Source organism: Desulfobulbus elongatus DSM 2908 (genome assembly GCF_000621145.1).
Classification (GTDB): domain Bacteria; phylum Desulfobacterota; class Desulfobulbia; order Desulfobulbales; family Desulfobulbaceae; genus Desulfobulbus; species Desulfobulbus elongatus.
Genome location: NZ_JHZB01000015.1, coordinates 14,198 through 30,583, shown reverse-complemented (window position 1 = coordinate 30,583; position 16,386 = coordinate 14,198). Strand labels below are relative to the sequence as shown.

Genomic DNA, 16,386 nt, shown 5'->3' with positions numbered 1-16,386 from the left:
CTCCAGCAACTCAGAGCGCTGCCATCCGGTGATGTGCGCCAGCATAACCATCCCTCGCCGCGCCTCATCCGCACTCAGGACAAAAAACCTTTATACATCCCCTGCATCTTGACGTAGTCGGCCATATCCAACTCAAGGATGACATCCGGCGCCACCTCGCAAAGATTGGCAAAGAGCGCCAGTTCCTGCTCGGCATCGTTTTTGCCCCCCTTACTCGCAGCCAACATGTCCCGCACCTTGGGGGCGCGCATGGTCAGTTCCTTGTATTCCTGCCCGGCCACCGTGACCGGGTCCTTCAGCGTGATTGTCGCCATTTTTTAGCCCTCTTCTTTTTGATAGGTAGTTACAGGCCGATATTCAGCCTGGTTTGCAGCAGTTGGTCCACCCCGCCGATCACCCGTCGCATGCTGAGCACGTCGATGTCGTGGACCACCTCGCTGCCATGGGTGAACTTGTAGGCGCGCAACGCTACGGTGATCTTGAGCGTCGCCTTGTCGCCGGGTTTCCAGTTGCCCGGTTCCAGCTCTTTGATCTTGCCGCGCAGGTTGATCACCACCGGCAGTTTGGTGCCGTCTTCCGACTCCACCGAGCCCCGCATGGTGAGCGGCACCGTGGAGCCGGGCGCCAGGCCGAAGAGCTTCAGCAGCTCCTTGTCGTACCGGGTCAAGGTGAAGCTGCACTCCATCTTTTCCATGCCAAGCTCGACCTCGACCGGCGCATCCATGCCGCCAGCCCGCATTTCCTCGGTCTTCATGGTGAGTTTGGGCGGAGTGAGTTCCTCCACGTTGCCGGCATAGCCCCGGCCATCAACGAACAGGCTGAAATTGCGCAGGATATCGTCCAGCATCACACCACCTCTGCAAAGTAGTCGTTGACCAGCCTGCTGCGGAACGTGACGTGCTCGGCCGGGGCAGGCGGGGTGAAGTCGAAGTCGAAGAACACCTTGCCGGCGGCCAGGGCCACCGGGGTGTTGAGATCTTTGTCGACCCAGCACTTGCCGCCCAGAATGGCGTCCTGAGCGGTCAGATGATCGAGGTAGGCATTGACGCCCTCTTGCACATCGTCGAAATAGGTCTTGGTAATATTCCGGTCTACGGCCCAGAGGTGCGCCCGCAGCAGGCTCTCGTTGATCATGTCTGCGGTACGGACCACGGACAGAAACGCCCATTTGGGATCGCTGGCCAGGGTCCGGTTGCCCCACAGTCTGTAGCCGTCCTGACGGATGATGGTGGCCACGTTCTGCTCGTTGAGGAGGTTGGCTCTGGCATTGGCATCCCCCAAAGTGAAATCTACCGGCCTGGTGGTGCCGACGATGCCGTAGATATCCCGGTTGGAGGGGCTCCACCAGAAGCCGCGTTCGGCATCGCTCTTGGCGATCATCCCGGCCACCCGAGCCGAGGCGGGCTCGGTCGCAATCGAGCCGTCGACCGCCATCACCTTGACGCCAGGATCAACCACATAAACGCGCTTGGAACCAAAGTCGCCGGCATAGGCGATGGCATCGGCATCGTTGGTGTCGGGACCGTCGGCGATGATCACCGCCCGCAACCGGTCGGCGATCCCCAACAGCTCGGATACCACCGGGTTGGCCAGATAGGTGCCGGGGTTGTCGGGCAGGTCCTCGGGCCGTTGCGAGGTGAAGCCCGGCGCGCAGAGGATGCGCGGCGCAAAGCCGAGCACGCTTTCGGCGGCCAGGAAGCAGTGCACCCCGGTATAGGTGCCGGTTTCCGCGTCCACCCCGCCCCGGACGTTGGCCATGGTCGCGGCGGCATCGGCGCCTTCCTCGACGCGCACCACGATCACCACGGCGCCCGCCTGATCGAAGATGCCGTCGATGGCATCGGGCAGCGTGCCGTCGCCATCGCCCACCGTGTCGAGTTTCGCCGCCTCCAGGCGGTTGCCGGCGATCAGCACCGGAGTGTTGAGGGGGAAGGCCGTGGCATCGGCATCCGGTGCGGTGCCGATGAGACCGATGACACTGGAGCGGACGGTCTGGATGGGGCGCGGGCCGTTGTCGATCTCCACGATCTCCACGCCGTGCAGGAAGGTCTCGGGCATGGCTCAGTTCTCCTGTGCGGTTGTATTGGCGGCCTTGGCGGTCTCGGGCGTTTTCTTGCCGACCGGGGCCGCAGGGCTGATCTTGCCGGCCAGCAGCAGATACTTGGCCTGCCGCTCGGTCAGTTCCACGGTTTCGCCCTGCCGGGCAATCGCGCCGGAGGGCTGGGGAAATGCTTTGTTGACTAAATACCTGGGCATACAGGCCTCCATGTTTGCTGTTTTCAGTGCGGTCAGCCGCCGGCAAAGACCGTGCCGCTGCCCGTGGCCACGGTCGAGCCGCAGGCCACCGGGTCGCCCACCCGACCCAGTTGCTTGCCGTTGGCGTGGACCGTGGCGCTGCCGGCCGCCAGCGTGCTGGCGTGCGTCTCCGGGATGGATGGGCAGGTATGGGCCGCCCATCCATCCCCCTGGCGATGCACCGGCACGCCGTCGGCGTAGACATCGGGGCTGCCGCCGGTGCTGGACCGCGGCGGCCAGCAGCCATGGCCGCTGCACATATCTCCGAGTCGCGTCACCGCCGGCATGGCCACCCCTCAGTTCAGGTCGACCCTCGGGCCGGCAATCTGCACGCCCGCGTCGGTCAGCACGATGCTCGCCGCCCCGCAGCGGATGGTGACCGATCCGCCGGCGGGGATATCCACGAGGTAATGATGGCCGGCGCGGTCGTATGCCACAACGGCGCCGTCGCTGTACGTCTCCCGCCGCGTGGTTCTGCTCTGGGCAGGGGCCGGGTAATTTTGCCGGTACAGGGCCGGCAGGGCCACGGCCTGGGCGAGGTCTCCGGAAGGCGCCAGGATCAGCACCTGTTCGCCAGGTTCCGGCGCCCACCAATCCCGATCCTCGCCGGCCCGGCGGGTCAGCCAGGGCAGCCAGGCGGTGAGCAGGTTGCCGGCGCGCACCCGCACCCGGGCGCCGCCTTCGTCCAGTTCGGCCACCGTGCCGATCCGCAGCATATTCTCCAGCCGGCGCTCCAGTTCACTCGCCCGGTACAGCACATCGCTCACGGCGCCACCTCGTCGTATCGTCCTTCGTTCCCGGCGCCGATCTCCGGGGCATAACCGACGTAGATGGTCGATGGCCTGATGCCCTCGCCGTCCCACACCGATGCGCCCAGGCGAAGGTCGTGGACCCACTCCACCAGCCAGACGGCATATCCGGCCAGGTCCGGCTTGAATTGATCGGGTTCGAGCTTGAAGTTCTTCGCCGAGGCGGCGCCGCCGGCAACGATGCGCCCCTGCCGGTAGATGGCCAAGGCCGTCGATGCGGCCAGGCTCAAGGCGGCCAGGTTCTGGTTGCCGCCGGCAATCGGTACCTGATCGAACACGATGCGAGCCTCGAAACGCGCGGCCAGGCACAACTGCTCGGTGCCGGCATCGTCCAGGGGGGTGAGGTCGGCCAACTCGACCAGAATGGCCGGCGCTTCGATCTTTTTCCGTAGCCGCGGATACTCCGCCACCGTCGGCACAGTGGGAAAGGTCGCCTGCAGAAAGGCGATCAGGGTGGCGAAATAGGTTTCGAAGCTAAACGGTGTCATTTCGTCAACCCCAACTCGAAATTGATTTCGTGCTCCAGGCGCTGGCCGAACATGCGGCCGGCGGCGGCCTCGTATTTGGACAGGAGGTCCCATGCCTCGGCATCTATGGGTAAAACCACCTTGACGATCGGCAACCGGCCCGCGCCGCGGCGCATAAAAATGCCCTGATGGTCGGTTGTCGGCATGACGGCGAGAAAGGCATGATCGAAGGTGCGGCGACCAACCCGCACGCCCTTTGCCGTCATGACGCCCGGCCCTATCTTCGAGGCCACCACCGGATTGACGCCGATCCACAAAATAGCACTGCCGCCCGGGTCGTCGCCGCCCTGGCTGCCCTTACGAAACCGCGACTTGAACACGAGTTGCGGCACCTTGGTGGCCGCCGCCAGCTCCCGCCGCAATTGGGTGAGCAACCAATCGCGGGTCCGTTTTGCCGCCCGTTGCGCCGCCCGGCGCAATCGCTCCGGCTTGAGCGGGGCGAACAGCCCAGCCAGCGGCTTGGTGTCGACCTCGATAAGGAGGCCGCTATTGATCAGTGGTTGCATGCTCATCTCACCAACGCCCTGATTTCGGTCAATTGCCCCGGAAAACTGAAGATTTCGAAAACAGCATACTCATGGCCATCCACGGCGAGCAGGTCGCCTTCGTTCAGCAATGCCGCCGCCTCGGGCAGGCACCGGAACACATGGCCGCCCAGATGCCCCTGGGACTGGCCAAGGTGGATATCTTCCGGCCTGGTGGCCAGCAAGGCGGCGATTACGTACGGCTCGCCGCCGCCCGCCGGCGTCACCTGCACCGCCACGCCGAAGTCAGCCAGCGCCAGACGGCCCACCTCGAACGGATCAACGGCCATTCCGGCAGGCCTCCAGGGCCTGAAGCAACTGCTCGTTGTCCTGATAGAGATGGTCGAGGGTCGACTTTTTCACCGTCATCGTCTCCTCGCCGTCAATCACCACGTAACGAGGCACGCACCCTGTCGTGCTGATCGGCAGCCACAGCATCAAAACCAGCGCCGTTATCCTCGGCCAGCGTCTGACGGGATCTGTCAATACGCGCATTGCTCTGTGCCTCCGGTTGCTGCCGCCCCTGCCACCAGTCCAGCAGGAAAGGGAGTAGGGCGGCCAGGATTTCAAGAAGAAGAGCCGTCACTTGATCGCTTCGAACCCGGTCGCGCCGACCCCGGTCAACCGTCCCAGCAGGGCCTCGACCAGCCGGGCCGCCGTATCCGGAGAAACCGTGGGCGCAGCGGCCAGGATATGGGCGATGGCCATATCAAGCTTTTCCTTGCCCGTGAGTTGGGTCAGTCCGCTCTTGATCGCCACGGCGGCCCGCTCTTCGGCATAGGCGATGCCCTGAACCGCCAACCTCTCCAGCATTTCCTGCTGGGCGGTCGAGATGTTCAGGTTAAATTTCTGCCGCACCTTGTTGAGCACCACCCCGATCAGGCCGAGTAACAGGGCGGTGAGCACCGGGAATACCACCCCGGTGAGGATCCCGGCGGCAGCCTCGCCCACCGGATTGTCGGCGGCCAGAATCACACCGGGAAAGAGGGACAGGGCAAACAGCAACAGGGACAACATAACGTAAAGTCTCATGATATTTCCTCGCTTGCGCGTGTCAGAGTGTGCAGGATCTGCGTATACAGATGCTGCCGGGCATCCAGGCCGTGGAGGCCGCCGTTGATCCGGCGGGTCAGGGCCACCATGTCGCCGGCATCGGCCAGCGGATTGAGATTGCGCATGCGCCAGTACCAGCAGGCGCTTTCCACTGCCCCGTCGATGGTCTCCAGATAGGGCACGGTCTCTGCGATTGTCTTGTCCAGGGCGGCAGCCAACCGCCGGTAATTCTCCCGGCCCGTGATCTGGATGCAGCCGCGGCCCCGAAACCGCCAACCGTCGCCGGATGATTCCGGCCCGTTCCCCATCCGGTCGGCATAGACCCGGTTGGCGATCCGATCCGGCTGCCGGGCATACTGAGCGGCCAAACCGCTGGGAAAATATTTAGGAAAGACCCGCTCCAGGGCGGTCGAGCTGTAGTTGAGATTTTCGACCAGCACAGTGAAGCCGCCGGACTCGTGGCCGCATTGGGCCAGAAAGGCGGCCAACCGCATCGGGGACACAAGCTCGTAACCGGGCAAGATGGCAGTGATTGCCGCCGCCCATGCCGCCGGATCCTGGATGCGGGGAAACCATCTCTTGAGCCGGTCGGCGGTGATCACGGTCCGTCCCCCAGGTCGGCGCCCACTTTCAGGGCCTCGGACACCGGCACGCCGGCCTTTATGGCCAGTTCCTGCACCATCGTCCGGATATCGTATACAGCGCGCCTGGTATCGCACTGCCGGCATTCCTTCTCGGTGCGGTACACGGTGCCGAAGAGCTTGGTCAGCGCCCTCGGTACCAGCCAGCCGGCCGCCGCACCCACAGCGGCGGCCAGGATCAGGTCATTCATGCTCACCCCTCCGGAAAAGATCGCAGCGCTTATTTCATGAGCTCACGCACCAGGGACAGATCGGACTCGGCGCCGTCTAGGGCGGTCTGGAGAGCGCCCTTATCGGCATCGACCGCGCTCTCCAGTTCCCCACGGCAACGATCGACGAACCGCGTCAAGACATCCTCGATCTTGCGCAGGCTCTTGAGATCTGGCCCGGCAGCGGGGGCGGCAGGCTTTTCCTGCGGGCCGGGCCAGATCCGCACCGCACCGGCAGCGATCAGTGCCTGCGTGTCGGCGCTGTCGGCCAACTCGACCAATACCGGGCGCTCCGTGGTGCCGGCGCGGGTGTATCCCTGCGGGTCTTTGGGGTCCAGGCCCTTGATGGTGGCCAGCACCTCACAGGTGAGCATCTTCTTTGCCATCATTTGTCCTCCTTGTTAGCCGTCATGCCGTACACCTTCGCAAGCGCGGCATCCATCCGTTCGACAATGCCGCAAGGCACGTCGTACTCACTCCAGTATTCGGCGGACTCGCGCAACTCCTGAAGCACAGCAAGTAGATCAGGCGCTGCGGTAATCAATCTGGCGTTGGCCGCGTCCATTTTGTTACCAGGCTCAATATGCACATTAGCCAGAACGCGCATACGGCTATTGGCCGTCACGATGTGCCAGTTTGGGCCGGTACTCGGCAAGTCCGCGTAGCAAGTCCACGGTCCTGGCGTATGATTCGTTTCCATTCGTGTCTCCTAGCCAATGACGGCTAACAATTCATTCAAGCTTCAGGCGTTATGAATCTTCGCGGCGCCGTGGATCAGACCACCTTGATCCTGGTGCCCGCCTTGGGCTCCAATAGGGCCACCAACGGCGCCGACTGCGACAGGATCTCAATGGACGAAGGATTCCGCTTCACCTCGTAATCGTGGAATACCTGTCCCCGGCGGCTCTGGGCGTGCAGGTTGAGGATGGCGCCGTATAGCTCCTGATTGCCGGTGGCCTGGCTCGACCCGACGAAGACCTCATCCGCAGGCACGAACGGCTTCATGGCGTTGTCGTCATCCTCGTATTGGGCGCTGTAGGCGAACAGATCCACGCTCATGTCCGCATCCCGGATGGAGCCGAGATAGGTGGTGTACTTGTCCACCGGCATGGGTGCGATCATCCCCAGCTTGAGGTCGAGTTGGTTCATCATTTCCTCGGCTAACAGGTACTGCCGGAACAGCTTCCAGGCATTGGAACCGAACACCACGGTGTCGCTCACCACCTGGCCGTCGTCGCGGTTGGCCCGGCATGCGGCCACCAGATCGTCCCAGGGTGTGGCCGTGGCCTGATCCCACTTTGCGCCGGCTGCCAGCACGATGTTGTGCCCGGCAGGCAAATCGAAGGAAATGATGTGATCATAGCCGGGGCCCACCACCGGTATCTGGCCGGAGAACAGTGCCTTGGCCGCCATCCACTCGCAACGGAAGGCGACTTCGTCGTTGTTCTCCGCGATCTTTTCCCCCAGCAGTTGGGACAGGGCCACCGGCTGCTCGTCGCCCTCATCGTAGATGGTGGCGCCGGGCCGGCGGGAATCCAGATCCTCCGGGGTGATCAACTTGGTGGGCTTGAGCGTCGGCGGAATATAGGTCTTCATGGTGAAGCCCTGGCTGGCCGTCGGCTTGCCGGGGTGCATGGGGTGCACGAAGGGAGCCATGCCGCGCTTGGGCATGACCAGATCAATATCGATGTGGCGGGTGCCAAAAGTAAAGGTCCGGCCAAAAAAACGCTGGCGCAGGAACTTGGTTGGCACCGGAATCCGCTCAATGGCGGTGTGCATGGAGCGCTTCAGAAAATCGTCGAGGGGCATGGTCGCTTCTCCTTGTTGTCAGGTAAGATGGCCTGAAAATTACAGGGTACGCACAGCGCGCAGGAAAATACTGCGGCTGCGCAGGGCGGCGGACACGTCGGCCACCACGGTGCCCGCAGCCAGAATCAGGGCCGCCGGGTTGAAAATGCCGGTGTCATACACGACGCCGGGGGCATCCGCCGCCGTGGCGTCCACATCCGCGGCCAGGATGTGCTTGGCCGTCTGGGAGCCGTCCTCTGCGGTCTTGTCCACGAGCTGATATTTTCCGGTCGCGGTGATCTCGCCCAGCACGGCACCGCGCTGAAGATTCTGGCCGCTCTTGATGGTGACTGCCGTCACCAGGGCCGGGAACTCGTTGCCGGCCAGCAGGTTGTCAGGGGTGTACTCGGGCATGTCCGTTCCTCCGTAGTGATTGATGGATGCCGTGATCAGTTGCGCGCGTTCCAGGCGGCGGCAGCCTTGACCATTTCCTCGCCGGCGACGGCCGCCTGGGCCTCGGCCACGGTGGCACCGCCGGGTTCAGCGGCGGGGGCGGCCGGCGGGGCGCCCTCTTTCATGCCCGTGGCCATTTTGCCGAGCAGCTCCGCTTCCTTGTGCTGGATGGCCAGGGCTACGTCGCCCGCGCTCTGGCCGGCCTCGATCCCCTGGATAAGCAGGTCCCTGTGGGCTTGGGCCGCCGGGCCCGGCATACCGAGAATGGCCAACGCCCGGGTGCGCTCGGCCGTGATCGCCTCGGTGCGGCCAGCGTCGGCTTCTGCCTTGCTGATCATGCCCTGGCGCGCTTCTGTTTCGACCTGGGCAACCAGATCCGGATGGGTCTCTCTCAATTCCTGCACATTCATGATGGTCTTCTCCCTGGTTCGTGCCGATGCTGCGGCAATCAGTTTTGTTCCCTTGCCCTTGCGGGCGGTGGCTATCGCCCGGTCGACGGCGGCCACCTCGTCCGCCAGCCTGGCGGTCACGGCTTTATGCCCTTCGAATATGGCGGCCTGCGTGTCGCGCACCTCTCCGGTCGAGAGGCCGCGATTGCGCGCTACGGTCTCCACGAACAGGTCGTAGGTACCGTCCACCATCTCCTGTAACACCCGTGCGGCCTCGGCGTCCAAGGGCCGGTGCGGGGAAAAATCCGCCTTGCGCGCCCCGGCGAAGATGTGGGTCACCGTGATGCCGGCAGCATCCTCGGCGCGGGAAAAATCGGCATGGGTGGCGATCACGCCGATGGACCCGGCCACCCCGGTGCGGGGTACCACTATCTTGTCCGCAGCAGAGGCCAGCAAGTAGGCTGCGGAAAAGGCAGATTCATTAATCACGGCGGTCAGCGGCTTGATGCCGCGCGCCTGGAAAATATGGTCGGCCAAGTCGAAGGCCCCGTTCACCTCGCCGCCGGGTGAATCGAGATCAAGGACGATGCCTTGCACTCCGTCGTCTGCCAGGGCGGTGTCGAAAGCCCGGCGGATATCGGCATAGGTGGTTGGCCCGCCCGAGGGAAAGTCCATCGCCAGCACTCGGTGCATGAGCGGGCCGTGGATACCGATGATGCCGATCCCGTTGTGCACCTGATAGCCGGCTCGGGCACGCGCGCGATCATCCATTGCCACCGCCTCGACGGCTGGCAACCCGATGAGGTCGATGCCGGCCCGCTGGCCGAACACATGCAGCAGCACGTCGAGTTTTTCCTTGGCAATCATCAGCGGCCGGTTGAAGAGCAACTCGGCGATGCGCAGATTTCTCACGGTGCTTCGACTCCTTCGGGCAGGTCAGGGTTGGCTGCTGCGGACGGTTCAGCCGCGGCCAGTCCGGCCGCACGCCGCCGCCGTTCCTCCCGGCCGCGCTCCTCGATGTTGGCCTCCCAGTCGCCGCCGGTCATGGCGGCCGTCTCCTGTGCCAGGGTGCTGATGCCCAGTTCGGCGCGGAGGGACGCGGCTTCCACCTCCTTGGTGGGGTCGATCACTGGCTTGGAGGGGCCGATCCAGTCGCAGTTGAGCCAAGCGGCACGGATGAGCGGATCGGCGAAAAAGCCAGGCGCGTAGATGGTGCCCTGCGCCACCTCCTGGGAAAACCAGACCGTCCGGATAGGGTCGCAGTAGTCCTCCACCATTTCGGCCCGCAGAAAAAGGAAAAACCGGTGGGCATCCTCGATTGCCGCCCGCGCCGCCGAGTACGACGACGTGTAGTGCTTGATCAGGACTTCGTACGGGATGCCCACCCGCATGCCGATCTGGCGCACGTTGGCCAGGAAAAACGGGTCGAAATTGGCGTTGGGCAGCTTGGGGTCCGCAACCTGGATTTCTTCGCCGGGCTCCAGCCCCAACACCGCTCCGTACCCGAGCCGCATGTTGCCGGTGGTGGCCGCGCTCTGCTCGCCGGGGTTGGTCGACACCCGCATGCCGCCGGGATAGGCGATGCTGCCGGGCAAAGCGGCCGGCATGTTGGCCAGTCCGCCGCCGCCGACCGACTTGATGAACACGGTGAACAAGGCGCTCACCACCGCCCGCTTGAGTTCGGCCTTGCCCATACGGGCCAGGTCCTTGAGCGGCTCCAGCACCGGCGCCAGCAACGGGAAGCCGCGGCTCTGGCCGGCGCGCTCGGTGCGGAAATAATGGACGACATTAGGCAAGCCAGTCTGCGCGTTGAACGCGGGATAGGCGTCCCACTGCCAGCGGCGGGAATCGGCATACAGCACGTTGCCGGGGTGGCCGCGCATGATGTGATAGGTCACCGGGGCGCCGTCTGCATCCTTTTCTATGCCGGCCGCCATGGTAGCGGAGTCCGGGGCCAAGCCGGGGTTAGAGAGCCGGTCCGCTTCGACGGCCTGCAACCGGATGGGATTAGACAGCCCGGCCAAGGGCCGGTAGGGCAGCAGGGTGAGCGATTCACCGTCCACGCACCGGGCGCGCAGGGCTAGACGGCACGATCCGTTGAAGGTGAGCTTGCGGGCCAAGTCGCAGTCCTTCGATCCGGCCCACAGCCACCATCGCCAATCCACCAGCTTCTGCCACGCGATCGCGCTGTCCTCGGACAGGCCGAGGACAGCGCGATCTATGCGGGCCTGGGGCGCCAGCCCGACGCCCACGGTGTTGAGCACCGCAGTGTTGATCAGGCCGCCAGCCAGGGGTTGATTGCGGTCCGCGTCTCGGGACCGGGCGCGCATAGTGTCCAGCCCGCCGAGGATCGCGCTGTCGGCATCGGTGCCGAACGGGTTCCACTCGGACATTTCCCGGCTGGACCGATCGGCGGCGTCGAATCCGCCCGAGCCGAAAAATTCGTCAGCCGCCGCCATGGTCATCCTCGCCTGCAACCGGCGGACGGCCCGCTCCGGCGCAAAGGCTGCCACCAGCCGGTCGTATCCGGTGGACAGGCGGTTCAGAAAACCGTTTTTCTGCGGCTGTATTCTGCTCATGCCGGCGGAATCACTCCATAGACGCGGATACCGCCGCGCGAGAGCTGGCGGACCTTGCTGTCCCAGAATTCGACATTGCGGCGGATCTCGCCGGCATCGGCACGGGTGAGCTGTCGCCGCTCGCCGCCGGATCCGCCGTTATCCAAGGTGTAGGCCTGCCCCTCCGACACCGCCGCATCGGCGGCGAGCCATTTGGAAAGCTGATTTTTGGCTTCGGAGAGGGTGATTCCGTTATCGTCCGGCATGGAGCCTCCTTGATTATGCGGGAGGGTACCGGCTTTTTGGGCAGGGCAGAAGGGGCCTGGAGTAGGGCTAGTGTAGGGCTAGCGTCACGAAAACAAAAAAAAATGGAGGGCGAAAAAAAGAAAAAGGCCGCTTCGGAACCGAAACGGCCCTTACAGCATCATCGTGATTTGTGATACCTTGAATTATCGGTCAATCAAACAAGGAGCCTTCAAAATGTTCGGTACCAAATGCATCAGATATTTCGTCACGACCCTGATCCTTTTCGCCTCGGCCACGGCCGTCGCTGTCCCCGCTAAGATCATCGGCATTGTCGACGGCGATTCGCTCAAGGCAACGATCGAGGGCAAGCTGGTTGAAATCAGGCTGTACGGCATCGATGCTCCGGAAACGGACCAGCCCGGAGGCAAGCAGGCCACCAGGGCGGTGCAGCGCCTCATCGCCGGCGGCGACATCACCATCCGGCCCATGGACCGCGACCGCTACGGCCGCACCGTTGCCATGGTCTACGCCGGGGAAAAAAGCGTGAACGAAGCCATGATCGGCGAGGGCTGGAGTTGGGTGTATACCAAATACTGCGAGGAGTCGTTCTGCGCCGCTTGGAAGAACAGTGAGGCCGCGGCGAAGAACGCCAGGATCGGCATCTGGCAGGAATCCAACATTATCCCACCCTGGGAATGGCGCCACGGCGGAGCAACCGGCAAACAGATGGCCAAGGCCGCGGTGGCCGCCGACATTGGGGGGATGTTTATCGGCAACACGAATACCCGCAAGTTTCATTCGCCCGATTGCCGATACGCCGGCTGCAAACACTGCACCGCAACCTTCTTTTCCCGAACGCAAGCAATTGCCGCCGGATATGTCCCCTGCAAAGTCTGTAGACCATAGTAGCTAGTGCACGGCCCTTGATCGAGCGTATGCCGAACTGCATCGCTTCGTTCCAGGACGTTATTCTGCAATCAATCCTGGAAATTCCCGCTTCAACAGATATTCAGGAATTGGTTTTTTTCCCGACATCTGCTTCATAAAAAATGGAGTTCCAAAGATACAGCACTGTTCCTTGACAGCCAGAGCCCATTCGGGTTGCATAGTCCTAGCTTTCTGACCTGTTTCTCCACCGACGATCACCCAACCAACTGTGCGTCCTCCGAAGTCCACATCGTCTTCTATGTCAACATCGCAAAACAGCGCATTGAAGTGGTGCTCATCCCCTTCTTCACCGGAGACGATATCTGTAAGATCGACTGGTCCAACCATAGGCTCAATACTGACAAACCGAAGTTCTGCCGGAATTTTCAGCAAAATCGGGATTCTTTTGTTAGCCATCTCTTGGTTCTCGGCAGTTATCCCAATCCACACATTCGGAAACGGCCAACCATCCGGCAGCCTTCCGGCAATATTCTCTGGCCGCTTCGTCAAAATCTGAAAGGTAAGATGAGGAGTCTTCCGCATGATCTTCCACGCCTCATCGCGCCACTGGTCTGCATTATCAATAAAGAAGTCGGACCAGCTACACACAAACACCTTTGCAGGATCCATCCATTTCAACGGAGCGTTGAACGTCTCCCTGCTTGATCTCATCACGGTTGCCGGATCTTGCCCATATCTGCGCTTTTCGCGGTACATGTAGCAATTCGCGCAACCTGGAGACACTGGACGGCACCCTTGCCACGGATTCCAAGTATGATCAGTCCAGGATATTCCTGTTTGTTTTCCCACTCATCCCTCCGCTCAAACTTTCAACTTTCCCTCCAGAAACTGCTAACAAGGCCAATCAACCGAAGAGCGGCATCTGCTCAGTTGCGGATATCACTCTCCCCACTGCTCCGGATCGATCTGGATCGATTGTCTGTAGGCTTCCACCGATTCGGCGGTGATCCGCAGATACCTGGACGCCAGCACGCCGCCGCCTGGTGCCCTCCTGGCTTCGCCGTCAATGGCGACAAACACGCCGTCCTTGACTTTGCCCAGAGCCCAGCGGGCCGATTTGCCGAACATTGCGCCAGCTTCTTCCGGGCTCAGGCTCAGGTTGCGCTCGATGAACGCGCGCTTGGTCGCGTTGATATCCGACACGGTAATTTGCTCCGGGCGCTCCGGCGACGATTCCCTTGCCCTCACCTCAATCATTTCCCTCTGCTTCATGCGATCCTCCATCATATTCCGGTGCTGAGCACCCGTCTGCCGCCCTGGGCGGCCAAGTCCGGCTGTTTCCAGAATTTAACCTGCGCGATATCCACCAAGGCCATCTCCATATAGGCCGCATCCCAGTAGTGGTTGGGGCGGTTTTTGGGATTGACCCAGAACCCCCCTTTCTCGTCTTTGCCCTCGGCGGCCATCTGCCGCGCGAATTCGCCCAGGTTGTGATCCATTTTCGTGGCGGGATCGCGGTGCAGCATCTCCAGTTGGGCGGCAGTGTAGCCGCTGTGCAGATGCCAGGCGCCGGGGCTGTTGGGGTCCACCATTATCTTGGCGGCGAGGCGGTCCTTGTAATGCTTGGAATTGAGGGTATAGAGCTGTGGGGTCGATGGCAGGGGCTTGTTGGTCCCCGGTAACCGATCGATCACGGTCATCCTGTACGGGCTGGCCAGGGTCCGCACACCCTTGAACAACACGATGCCGGAGTTGGCGCAGGCGAACAAATAGGCTTCGCCGGTACGGCTGATGTCCACGTACTGCTCGCTCTCACCGCCGCCCGAGTCGATTCCCCGCAGGGTAATGACGTACCTACCGCCGTGGACATCCTGAAATTCCGTCTCGTAGAACAAGCGGCGCAACGACTCCCAGGAATCGACATATCCGGCGCGCAACAACCAGCTTTCCTGCTCCAGGCCGAACCCCCAGGCCCGGATGGAGAACCATAAACCCCGCTTCTGCATGTCCGCCACTGCCGTGATGGCGGCGATAGGCACGGATGGCACCAGCCCTTCCGGCCGGTCGTCGCGCAACCGCAAGATGAAATCTCCCTCGATAGCGGCCGCATCCTCTTGATAATCAACCGCCTTGATACTGTGCGCCAGGTCGCGCCGAGCCGAGACGTCACCGGCCCTGGCCCGCAGGATTATCACCGCGATCTCGGCCAGGGACACGTCCGGCAAAGGAAAAGCCGGCAGGGTGAAGCCGACATCAACCGGCCGGGAGACATCCTGCCCCTTGATGCACACCCACCCGCCGCGCTCACATGCATGCCGGCGCGCACGTTCATCCCACAGCGAACCGCAGGCGTTGCAGGCATAAGCGACGGTCTCAGGCTCGGCCTTGATGCTCTCTTCCGTGGCGCCATCCGGGATGATGACGTGATCCTCATCCATTCGGATCAACTCACCGCATTCCGGGCACCGGGCCCCGGCCTCCCACACCTGCACGCAAGACATGGCGCCCTTGTAAATCCACATGCCGGCAGGGCTGGAGGCAAAAAAATTCTTGCCGAACCGTTTGGTACGGATCCGTTTCCGGATCCGATCGATTGGGCTTGACTCCTTTCCCACCATCCGGGCCTTATCGACTTCATCGGTGAAGGTATAGGTTGCCGTGAAGGTGGCGGTACTGGTCGGAGATCCTGACCAGGACGGCATGATGGACACGCCGTTGGACAACTTGACCATTGCCAGCGATGTATCGTCGGCGCGGGGGCTGAGATGCATGGCCAAGCTGGGCGACTCCCTGAACATGGGGATGAGCTTCTGCCCCATGATCTTGTTTGATGAGCCTTCGTCCGGCATCTGGTAGAAAATGTTCCCGGGCGCCTGATCTATGGACCATCCGATACACGACAGCATGGTGTTGGTTTTGCTCGCTTGGTCGACCCCGCACAGCCACACTTCACGCACCCACGGCAACGCCCAGGTATCCATGACTTGAGCGGCGTACCGGGCAAGCTCGGGGCGATACGGGCCGGGCGAAGCGTCTGCTGACGGAAGCCGGCGCCGGAGAACCGACCATTCGCTTGGAGTCAGCTTTTTTGGTGCCTTGCACCGCCGGCGGACGGGAGCCGGGATGATCAATTCAACCTCTCGCCCTGATACGGATCGGCGCCAGGATGCCGGCCACCATGGGCGCACGTGCTGCCGCCTGGGTGCGATCAGGGTGAGTTGCTGTAATTCAGGCATCATCGTCTCCATCGAATGTGATAGTTCTGGTCTGTTCCTTGACGGCTTCGGACATAGCCGAAGCGATGAGATCCCGCAGGCCTTGATTGAATTCTCCGGCCCGCCGCTGATCACCGCCGCAGAGATACACCAGTTCGGAGAGCTTGATTGCGGCGATGGTCAACAGGGACTCCTCCATGAGCCCCGCGAAGGCGGCCATCTGCCGCTCATGTTCCACCACCTCCATCCACCGGTCGTCTTCCTTGCGGTTTGCCGACTCCTTGGCCTCAACGTCGGCACGCAGCTTGCGGATTTCTAGATCTTCCTTTTCCGAGGCGCGACTTTTGTCCGCCAGGGACTGGCCGCTGACCGGGTCGATGCGCAGCTCGGTTTTGGCATAGGCCATCAAATCAGCCAGCAGGATGGTTTTGTCAAGCTGAACCATCTTCAGGCGTTTGCAATCTTCGTAAAACTTTGCCCGCTTGACCGGGAGTTGGCCGGCGGAAACGAACTGATCGAACGCCTCGGCTCGATTCCGGTACGCCTGTTTGATGGTGTCCGGGGCCATCATCGTCCTGCCTGGGCCAAGGCCTCAAAGCGGCAGCGCCAAACGCGCACCGTATCTTCCGACAGCCGGCACGCGGCAGCCGTCACCGCCACCGAACACCCGGCGGCGATCAATAGGGCCAGCAGAAACAACTGTCGGTCGTCTGCCGTGGTCCCATGGAAGAGAGTGCCTGTCCGATAGGTGAACCAGCTATCGCACCAGTTGCAATGTATCCGCCCCCCGA

25 protein-coding genes are annotated in these 16,386 nt (G+C 62.5%); 1 reads left to right on the top strand and 24 read right to left on the bottom strand.

Going from position 1 to position 16,386, the window contains the following annotated elements; all coding sequences use genetic code 11:
* Nucleotides 1-74 precede the first annotated feature (74 nt).
* The 20 genes from Q362_RS0108800 to Q362_RS0108705 all read right to left on the bottom strand — a co-directional run bounded on the left by Q362_RS0108800 (nt 75) and on the right by Q362_RS0108705 (nt 11,512).
* The gene (locus tag Q362_RS0108800; RefSeq protein ID WP_028318381.1) at nt 75-314 is read right to left on the bottom strand and encodes a phage tail assembly protein; all 240 of its coding nucleotides are present in this window, start codon (nt 312-314) and stop codon (nt 75-77) included.
* 29 nt (nt 315-343) lie between these two features.
* A complete protein-coding gene (locus Q362_RS0108795) occupies nt 344-847 on the bottom strand; it encodes a phage major tail tube protein (protein WP_028318380.1) in 504 nt (167 codons plus the stop codon).
* Entirely contained in the window at nt 847-2,058 is a 1,212-nt protein-coding gene (locus tag Q362_RS0108790) for a phage tail sheath subtilisin-like domain-containing protein (protein WP_028318379.1), read from the bottom strand. Before Q362_RS0108790 ends, Q362_RS0108795 begins: the two co-directional genes overlap by 1 nt.
* Before the next feature lie 3 nt (nt 2,059-2,061).
* Complete coding sequence (locus Q362_RS0108785) at nt 2,062-2,256, bottom strand: hypothetical protein (protein WP_035216176.1); 195 nt, start codon at nt 2,254-2,256, stop codon at nt 2,062-2,064.
* 32 nt (nt 2,257-2,288) lie between these two features.
* Nucleotides 2,289-2,582 carry a PAAR domain-containing protein gene (locus Q362_RS0108780; RefSeq protein WP_028318377.1) on the bottom strand — a complete coding sequence of 98 codons (294 nt, stop codon included), beginning with the start codon at nt 2,580-2,582 and terminating at the stop codon, nt 2,289-2,291.
* Between the two features lie 9 nt (nt 2,583-2,591).
* Nucleotides 2,592-3,062, bottom strand: a complete 471-nt coding sequence (locus Q362_RS0108775; protein WP_028318376.1) for a phage baseplate assembly protein V — start codon at nt 3,060-3,062, stop codon at nt 2,592-2,594.
* The gene (locus tag Q362_RS19910) at nt 3,059-3,592 is read right to left on the bottom strand and encodes a hypothetical protein (RefSeq protein WP_051553956.1); all 534 of its coding nucleotides are present in this window, start codon (nt 3,590-3,592) and stop codon (nt 3,059-3,061) included. The genes Q362_RS0108775 and Q362_RS19910 overlap by 4 nt, the downstream gene beginning before the upstream one ends.
* Nucleotides 3,589-4,137 carry a hypothetical protein gene (locus tag Q362_RS0108765; RefSeq protein ID WP_035216172.1) on the bottom strand — a complete coding sequence of 183 codons (549 nt, stop codon included), beginning with the start codon at nt 4,135-4,137 and terminating at the stop codon, nt 3,589-3,591. The genes Q362_RS19910 and Q362_RS0108765 overlap by 4 nt, the downstream gene beginning before the upstream one ends.
* A gap of 2 nt (nt 4,138-4,139) precedes the next feature.
* A complete protein-coding gene (locus tag Q362_RS0108760; RefSeq protein ID WP_028318374.1) occupies nt 4,140-4,445 on the bottom strand; it encodes a head-tail joining protein in 306 nt (101 codons plus the stop codon).
* Nucleotides 4,435-4,650 (bottom strand): hypothetical protein, encoded by a 216-nt coding sequence (locus tag Q362_RS0108755; protein ID WP_028318373.1) that lies wholly within the window; start codon nt 4,648-4,650, stop codon nt 4,435-4,437. Before Q362_RS0108755 ends, Q362_RS0108760 begins: the two co-directional genes overlap by 11 nt.
* 87 nt (nt 4,651-4,737) lie before the next feature.
* Complete coding sequence (locus tag Q362_RS0108750) at nt 4,738-5,187, bottom strand: hypothetical protein (RefSeq protein ID WP_157469989.1); 450 nt, start codon at nt 5,185-5,187, stop codon at nt 4,738-4,740.
* Entirely contained in the window at nt 5,184-5,810 is a 627-nt protein-coding gene (locus Q362_RS19905; protein ID WP_051553954.1) for a glycoside hydrolase family 19 protein, read from the bottom strand. Before Q362_RS19905 ends, Q362_RS0108750 begins: the two co-directional genes overlap by 4 nt.
* A complete protein-coding gene (locus Q362_RS0108740; RefSeq protein WP_028318371.1) occupies nt 5,807-6,040 on the bottom strand; it encodes a hypothetical protein in 234 nt (77 codons plus the stop codon). The genes Q362_RS19905 and Q362_RS0108740 overlap by 4 nt, the downstream gene beginning before the upstream one ends.
* A gap of 29 nt (nt 6,041-6,069) precedes the next feature.
* Nucleotides 6,070-6,447, bottom strand: coding sequence for a hypothetical protein (locus Q362_RS0108735; protein WP_028318370.1), 378 nt, complete (start codon nt 6,445-6,447; stop codon nt 6,070-6,072).
* Nucleotides 6,444-6,758: a Rho GTPase-activating protein gene (locus Q362_RS19900; protein WP_035216170.1), complete on the bottom strand. Its 315-nt coding sequence runs from the start codon at nt 6,756-6,758 to the stop codon at nt 6,444-6,446. The genes Q362_RS0108735 and Q362_RS19900 overlap by 4 nt, the downstream gene beginning before the upstream one ends.
* Before the next feature lie 74 nt (nt 6,759-6,832).
* A complete protein-coding gene (locus Q362_RS0108725) occupies nt 6,833-7,867 on the bottom strand; it encodes a major capsid protein (protein ID WP_028318369.1) in 1,035 nt (344 codons plus the stop codon).
* A 39-nt stretch (nt 7,868-7,906) separates the two neighbouring features.
* Entirely contained in the window at nt 7,907-8,260 is a 354-nt protein-coding gene (locus Q362_RS0108720; protein ID WP_028318368.1) for a head decoration protein, read from the bottom strand.
* 35 nt (nt 8,261-8,295) lie between these two features.
* Nucleotides 8,296-9,600 (bottom strand): S49 family peptidase, encoded by a 1,305-nt coding sequence (locus Q362_RS22190; protein WP_051553952.1) that lies wholly within the window; start codon nt 9,598-9,600, stop codon nt 8,296-8,298.
* Entirely contained in the window at nt 9,597-11,267 is a 1,671-nt protein-coding gene (locus Q362_RS19890; RefSeq protein WP_051553948.1) for a phage portal protein, read from the bottom strand. Before Q362_RS19890 ends, Q362_RS22190 begins: the two co-directional genes overlap by 4 nt.
* The gene (locus tag Q362_RS0108705; protein ID WP_035216168.1) at nt 11,264-11,512 is read right to left on the bottom strand and encodes a DUF6148 family protein; all 249 of its coding nucleotides are present in this window, start codon (nt 11,510-11,512) and stop codon (nt 11,264-11,266) included. The genes Q362_RS19890 and Q362_RS0108705 overlap by 4 nt, the downstream gene beginning before the upstream one ends.
* Nucleotides 11,513-11,726: 214 nt before the next feature.
* On the opposite strand from Q362_RS0108705, the gene Q362_RS0108700 reads away from it, so the two are divergent.
* Nucleotides 11,727-12,398 (top strand): thermonuclease family protein, encoded by a 672-nt coding sequence (locus tag Q362_RS0108700; RefSeq protein ID WP_051553946.1) that lies wholly within the window; start codon nt 11,727-11,729, stop codon nt 12,396-12,398.
* Nucleotides 12,399-12,458: 60 nt separating this feature from the next.
* Here the strand turns inward: Q362_RS0108700 and Q362_RS19885 are convergent, their stop codons facing one another.
* From Q362_RS19885 to Q362_RS0108680, 4 genes are all read right to left on the bottom strand, one after another.
* Nucleotides 12,459-13,229: a DUF5131 family protein gene (locus Q362_RS19885; protein ID WP_084312496.1), complete on the bottom strand. Its 771-nt coding sequence runs from the start codon at nt 13,227-13,229 to the stop codon at nt 12,459-12,461.
* A 90-nt stretch (nt 13,230-13,319) separates the two neighbouring features.
* Nucleotides 13,320-13,652 carry a hypothetical protein gene (locus tag Q362_RS0108690; protein WP_157469987.1) on the bottom strand — a complete coding sequence of 111 codons (333 nt, stop codon included), beginning with the start codon at nt 13,650-13,652 and terminating at the stop codon, nt 13,320-13,322.
* 11 nt (nt 13,653-13,663) lie between these two features.
* Nucleotides 13,664-15,616, bottom strand: coding sequence for a terminase gpA endonuclease subunit (locus Q362_RS0108685; RefSeq protein ID WP_281172879.1), 1,953 nt, complete (start codon nt 15,614-15,616; stop codon nt 13,664-13,666).
* Nucleotides 15,609-16,166 (bottom strand): hypothetical protein, encoded by a 558-nt coding sequence (locus Q362_RS0108680; RefSeq protein WP_028318363.1) that lies wholly within the window; start codon nt 16,164-16,166, stop codon nt 15,609-15,611. The genes Q362_RS0108685 and Q362_RS0108680 overlap by 8 nt, the downstream gene beginning before the upstream one ends.
* Between the last annotated feature and the right edge of the window lie 220 nt (nt 16,167-16,386).

What these genes read in the sequence shown, in the direction of transcription:
- Q362_RS0108800 (WP_028318381.1), bottom strand. Translation starts at nt 314, where the DNA reads ATGGCGACAATCACGCTGAAGGACCCGGTCACGGTGGCCGGGCAGGAA.
- Q362_RS0108795 (WP_028318380.1), bottom strand. Translation starts at nt 847, where the DNA reads ATGCTGGACGATATCCTGCGCAATTTCAGCCTGTTCGTTGATGGCCGG.
- Q362_RS0108790 (WP_028318379.1), bottom strand. Translation starts at nt 2,058, where the DNA reads ATGCCCGAGACCTTCCTGCACGGCGTGGAGATCGTGGAGATCGACAAC.
- Q362_RS0108785 (WP_035216176.1), bottom strand. Translation starts at nt 2,256, where the DNA reads ATGCCCAGGTATTTAGTCAACAAAGCATTTCCCCAGCCCTCCGGCGCG.
- Q362_RS0108780 (WP_028318377.1), bottom strand. Translation starts at nt 2,582, where the DNA reads ATGCCGGCGGTGACGCGACTCGGAGATATGTGCAGCGGCCATGGCTGC.
- Q362_RS19910 (WP_051553956.1), bottom strand. Translation starts at nt 3,592, where the DNA reads ATGACACCGTTTAGCTTCGAAACCTATTTCGCCACCCTGATCGCCTTT.
- Q362_RS0108765 (WP_035216172.1), bottom strand. Translation starts at nt 4,137, where the DNA reads ATGCAACCACTGATCAATAGCGGCCTCCTTATCGAGGTCGACACCAAG.
- Q362_RS0108760 (WP_028318374.1), bottom strand. Translation starts at nt 4,445, where the DNA reads ATGGCCGTTGATCCGTTCGAGGTGGGCCGTCTGGCGCTGGCTGACTTC.
- Q362_RS0108755 (WP_028318373.1), bottom strand. Translation starts at nt 4,650, where the DNA reads ATGCGCGTATTGACAGATCCCGTCAGACGCTGGCCGAGGATAACGGCG.
- Q362_RS0108750 (WP_157469989.1), bottom strand. Translation starts at nt 5,187, where the DNA reads ATGAGACTTTACGTTATGTTGTCCCTGTTGCTGTTTGCCCTGTCCCTC.
- Q362_RS0108740 (WP_028318371.1), bottom strand. Translation starts at nt 6,040, where the DNA reads ATGAATGACCTGATCCTGGCCGCCGCTGTGGGTGCGGCGGCCGGCTGG.
- Q362_RS0108735 (WP_028318370.1), bottom strand. Translation starts at nt 6,447, where the DNA reads ATGATGGCAAAGAAGATGCTCACCTGTGAGGTGCTGGCCACCATCAAG.
- Q362_RS19900 (WP_035216170.1), bottom strand. Translation starts at nt 6,758, where the DNA reads ATGGAAACGAATCATACGCCAGGACCGTGGACTTGCTACGCGGACTTG.
- Q362_RS0108725 (WP_028318369.1), bottom strand. Translation starts at nt 7,867, where the DNA reads ATGCCCCTCGACGATTTTCTGAAGCGCTCCATGCACACCGCCATTGAG.
- Q362_RS0108720 (WP_028318368.1), bottom strand. Translation starts at nt 8,260, where the DNA reads ATGCCCGAGTACACCCCTGACAACCTGCTGGCCGGCAACGAGTTCCCG.
- Q362_RS19890 (WP_051553948.1), bottom strand. Translation starts at nt 11,267, where the DNA reads ATGAGCAGAATACAGCCGCAGAAAAACGGTTTTCTGAACCGCCTGTCC.
- Q362_RS0108705 (WP_035216168.1), bottom strand. Translation starts at nt 11,512, where the DNA reads ATGCCGGACGATAACGGAATCACCCTCTCCGAAGCCAAAAATCAGCTT.
- Q362_RS0108700 (WP_051553946.1), top strand. Translation starts at nt 11,727, where the DNA reads ATGTTCGGTACCAAATGCATCAGATATTTCGTCACGACCCTGATCCTT.
- Q362_RS0108690 (WP_157469987.1), bottom strand. Translation starts at nt 13,652, where the DNA reads ATGAAGCAGAGGGAAATGATTGAGGTGAGGGCAAGGGAATCGTCGCCG.
- Q362_RS0108685 (WP_281172879.1), bottom strand. Translation starts at nt 15,616, where the DNA reads ATGCCTGAATTACAGCAACTCACCCTGATCGCACCCAGGCGGCAGCAC.
- Q362_RS0108680 (WP_028318363.1), bottom strand. Translation starts at nt 16,166, where the DNA reads ATGATGGCCCCGGACACCATCAAACAGGCGTACCGGAATCGAGCCGAG.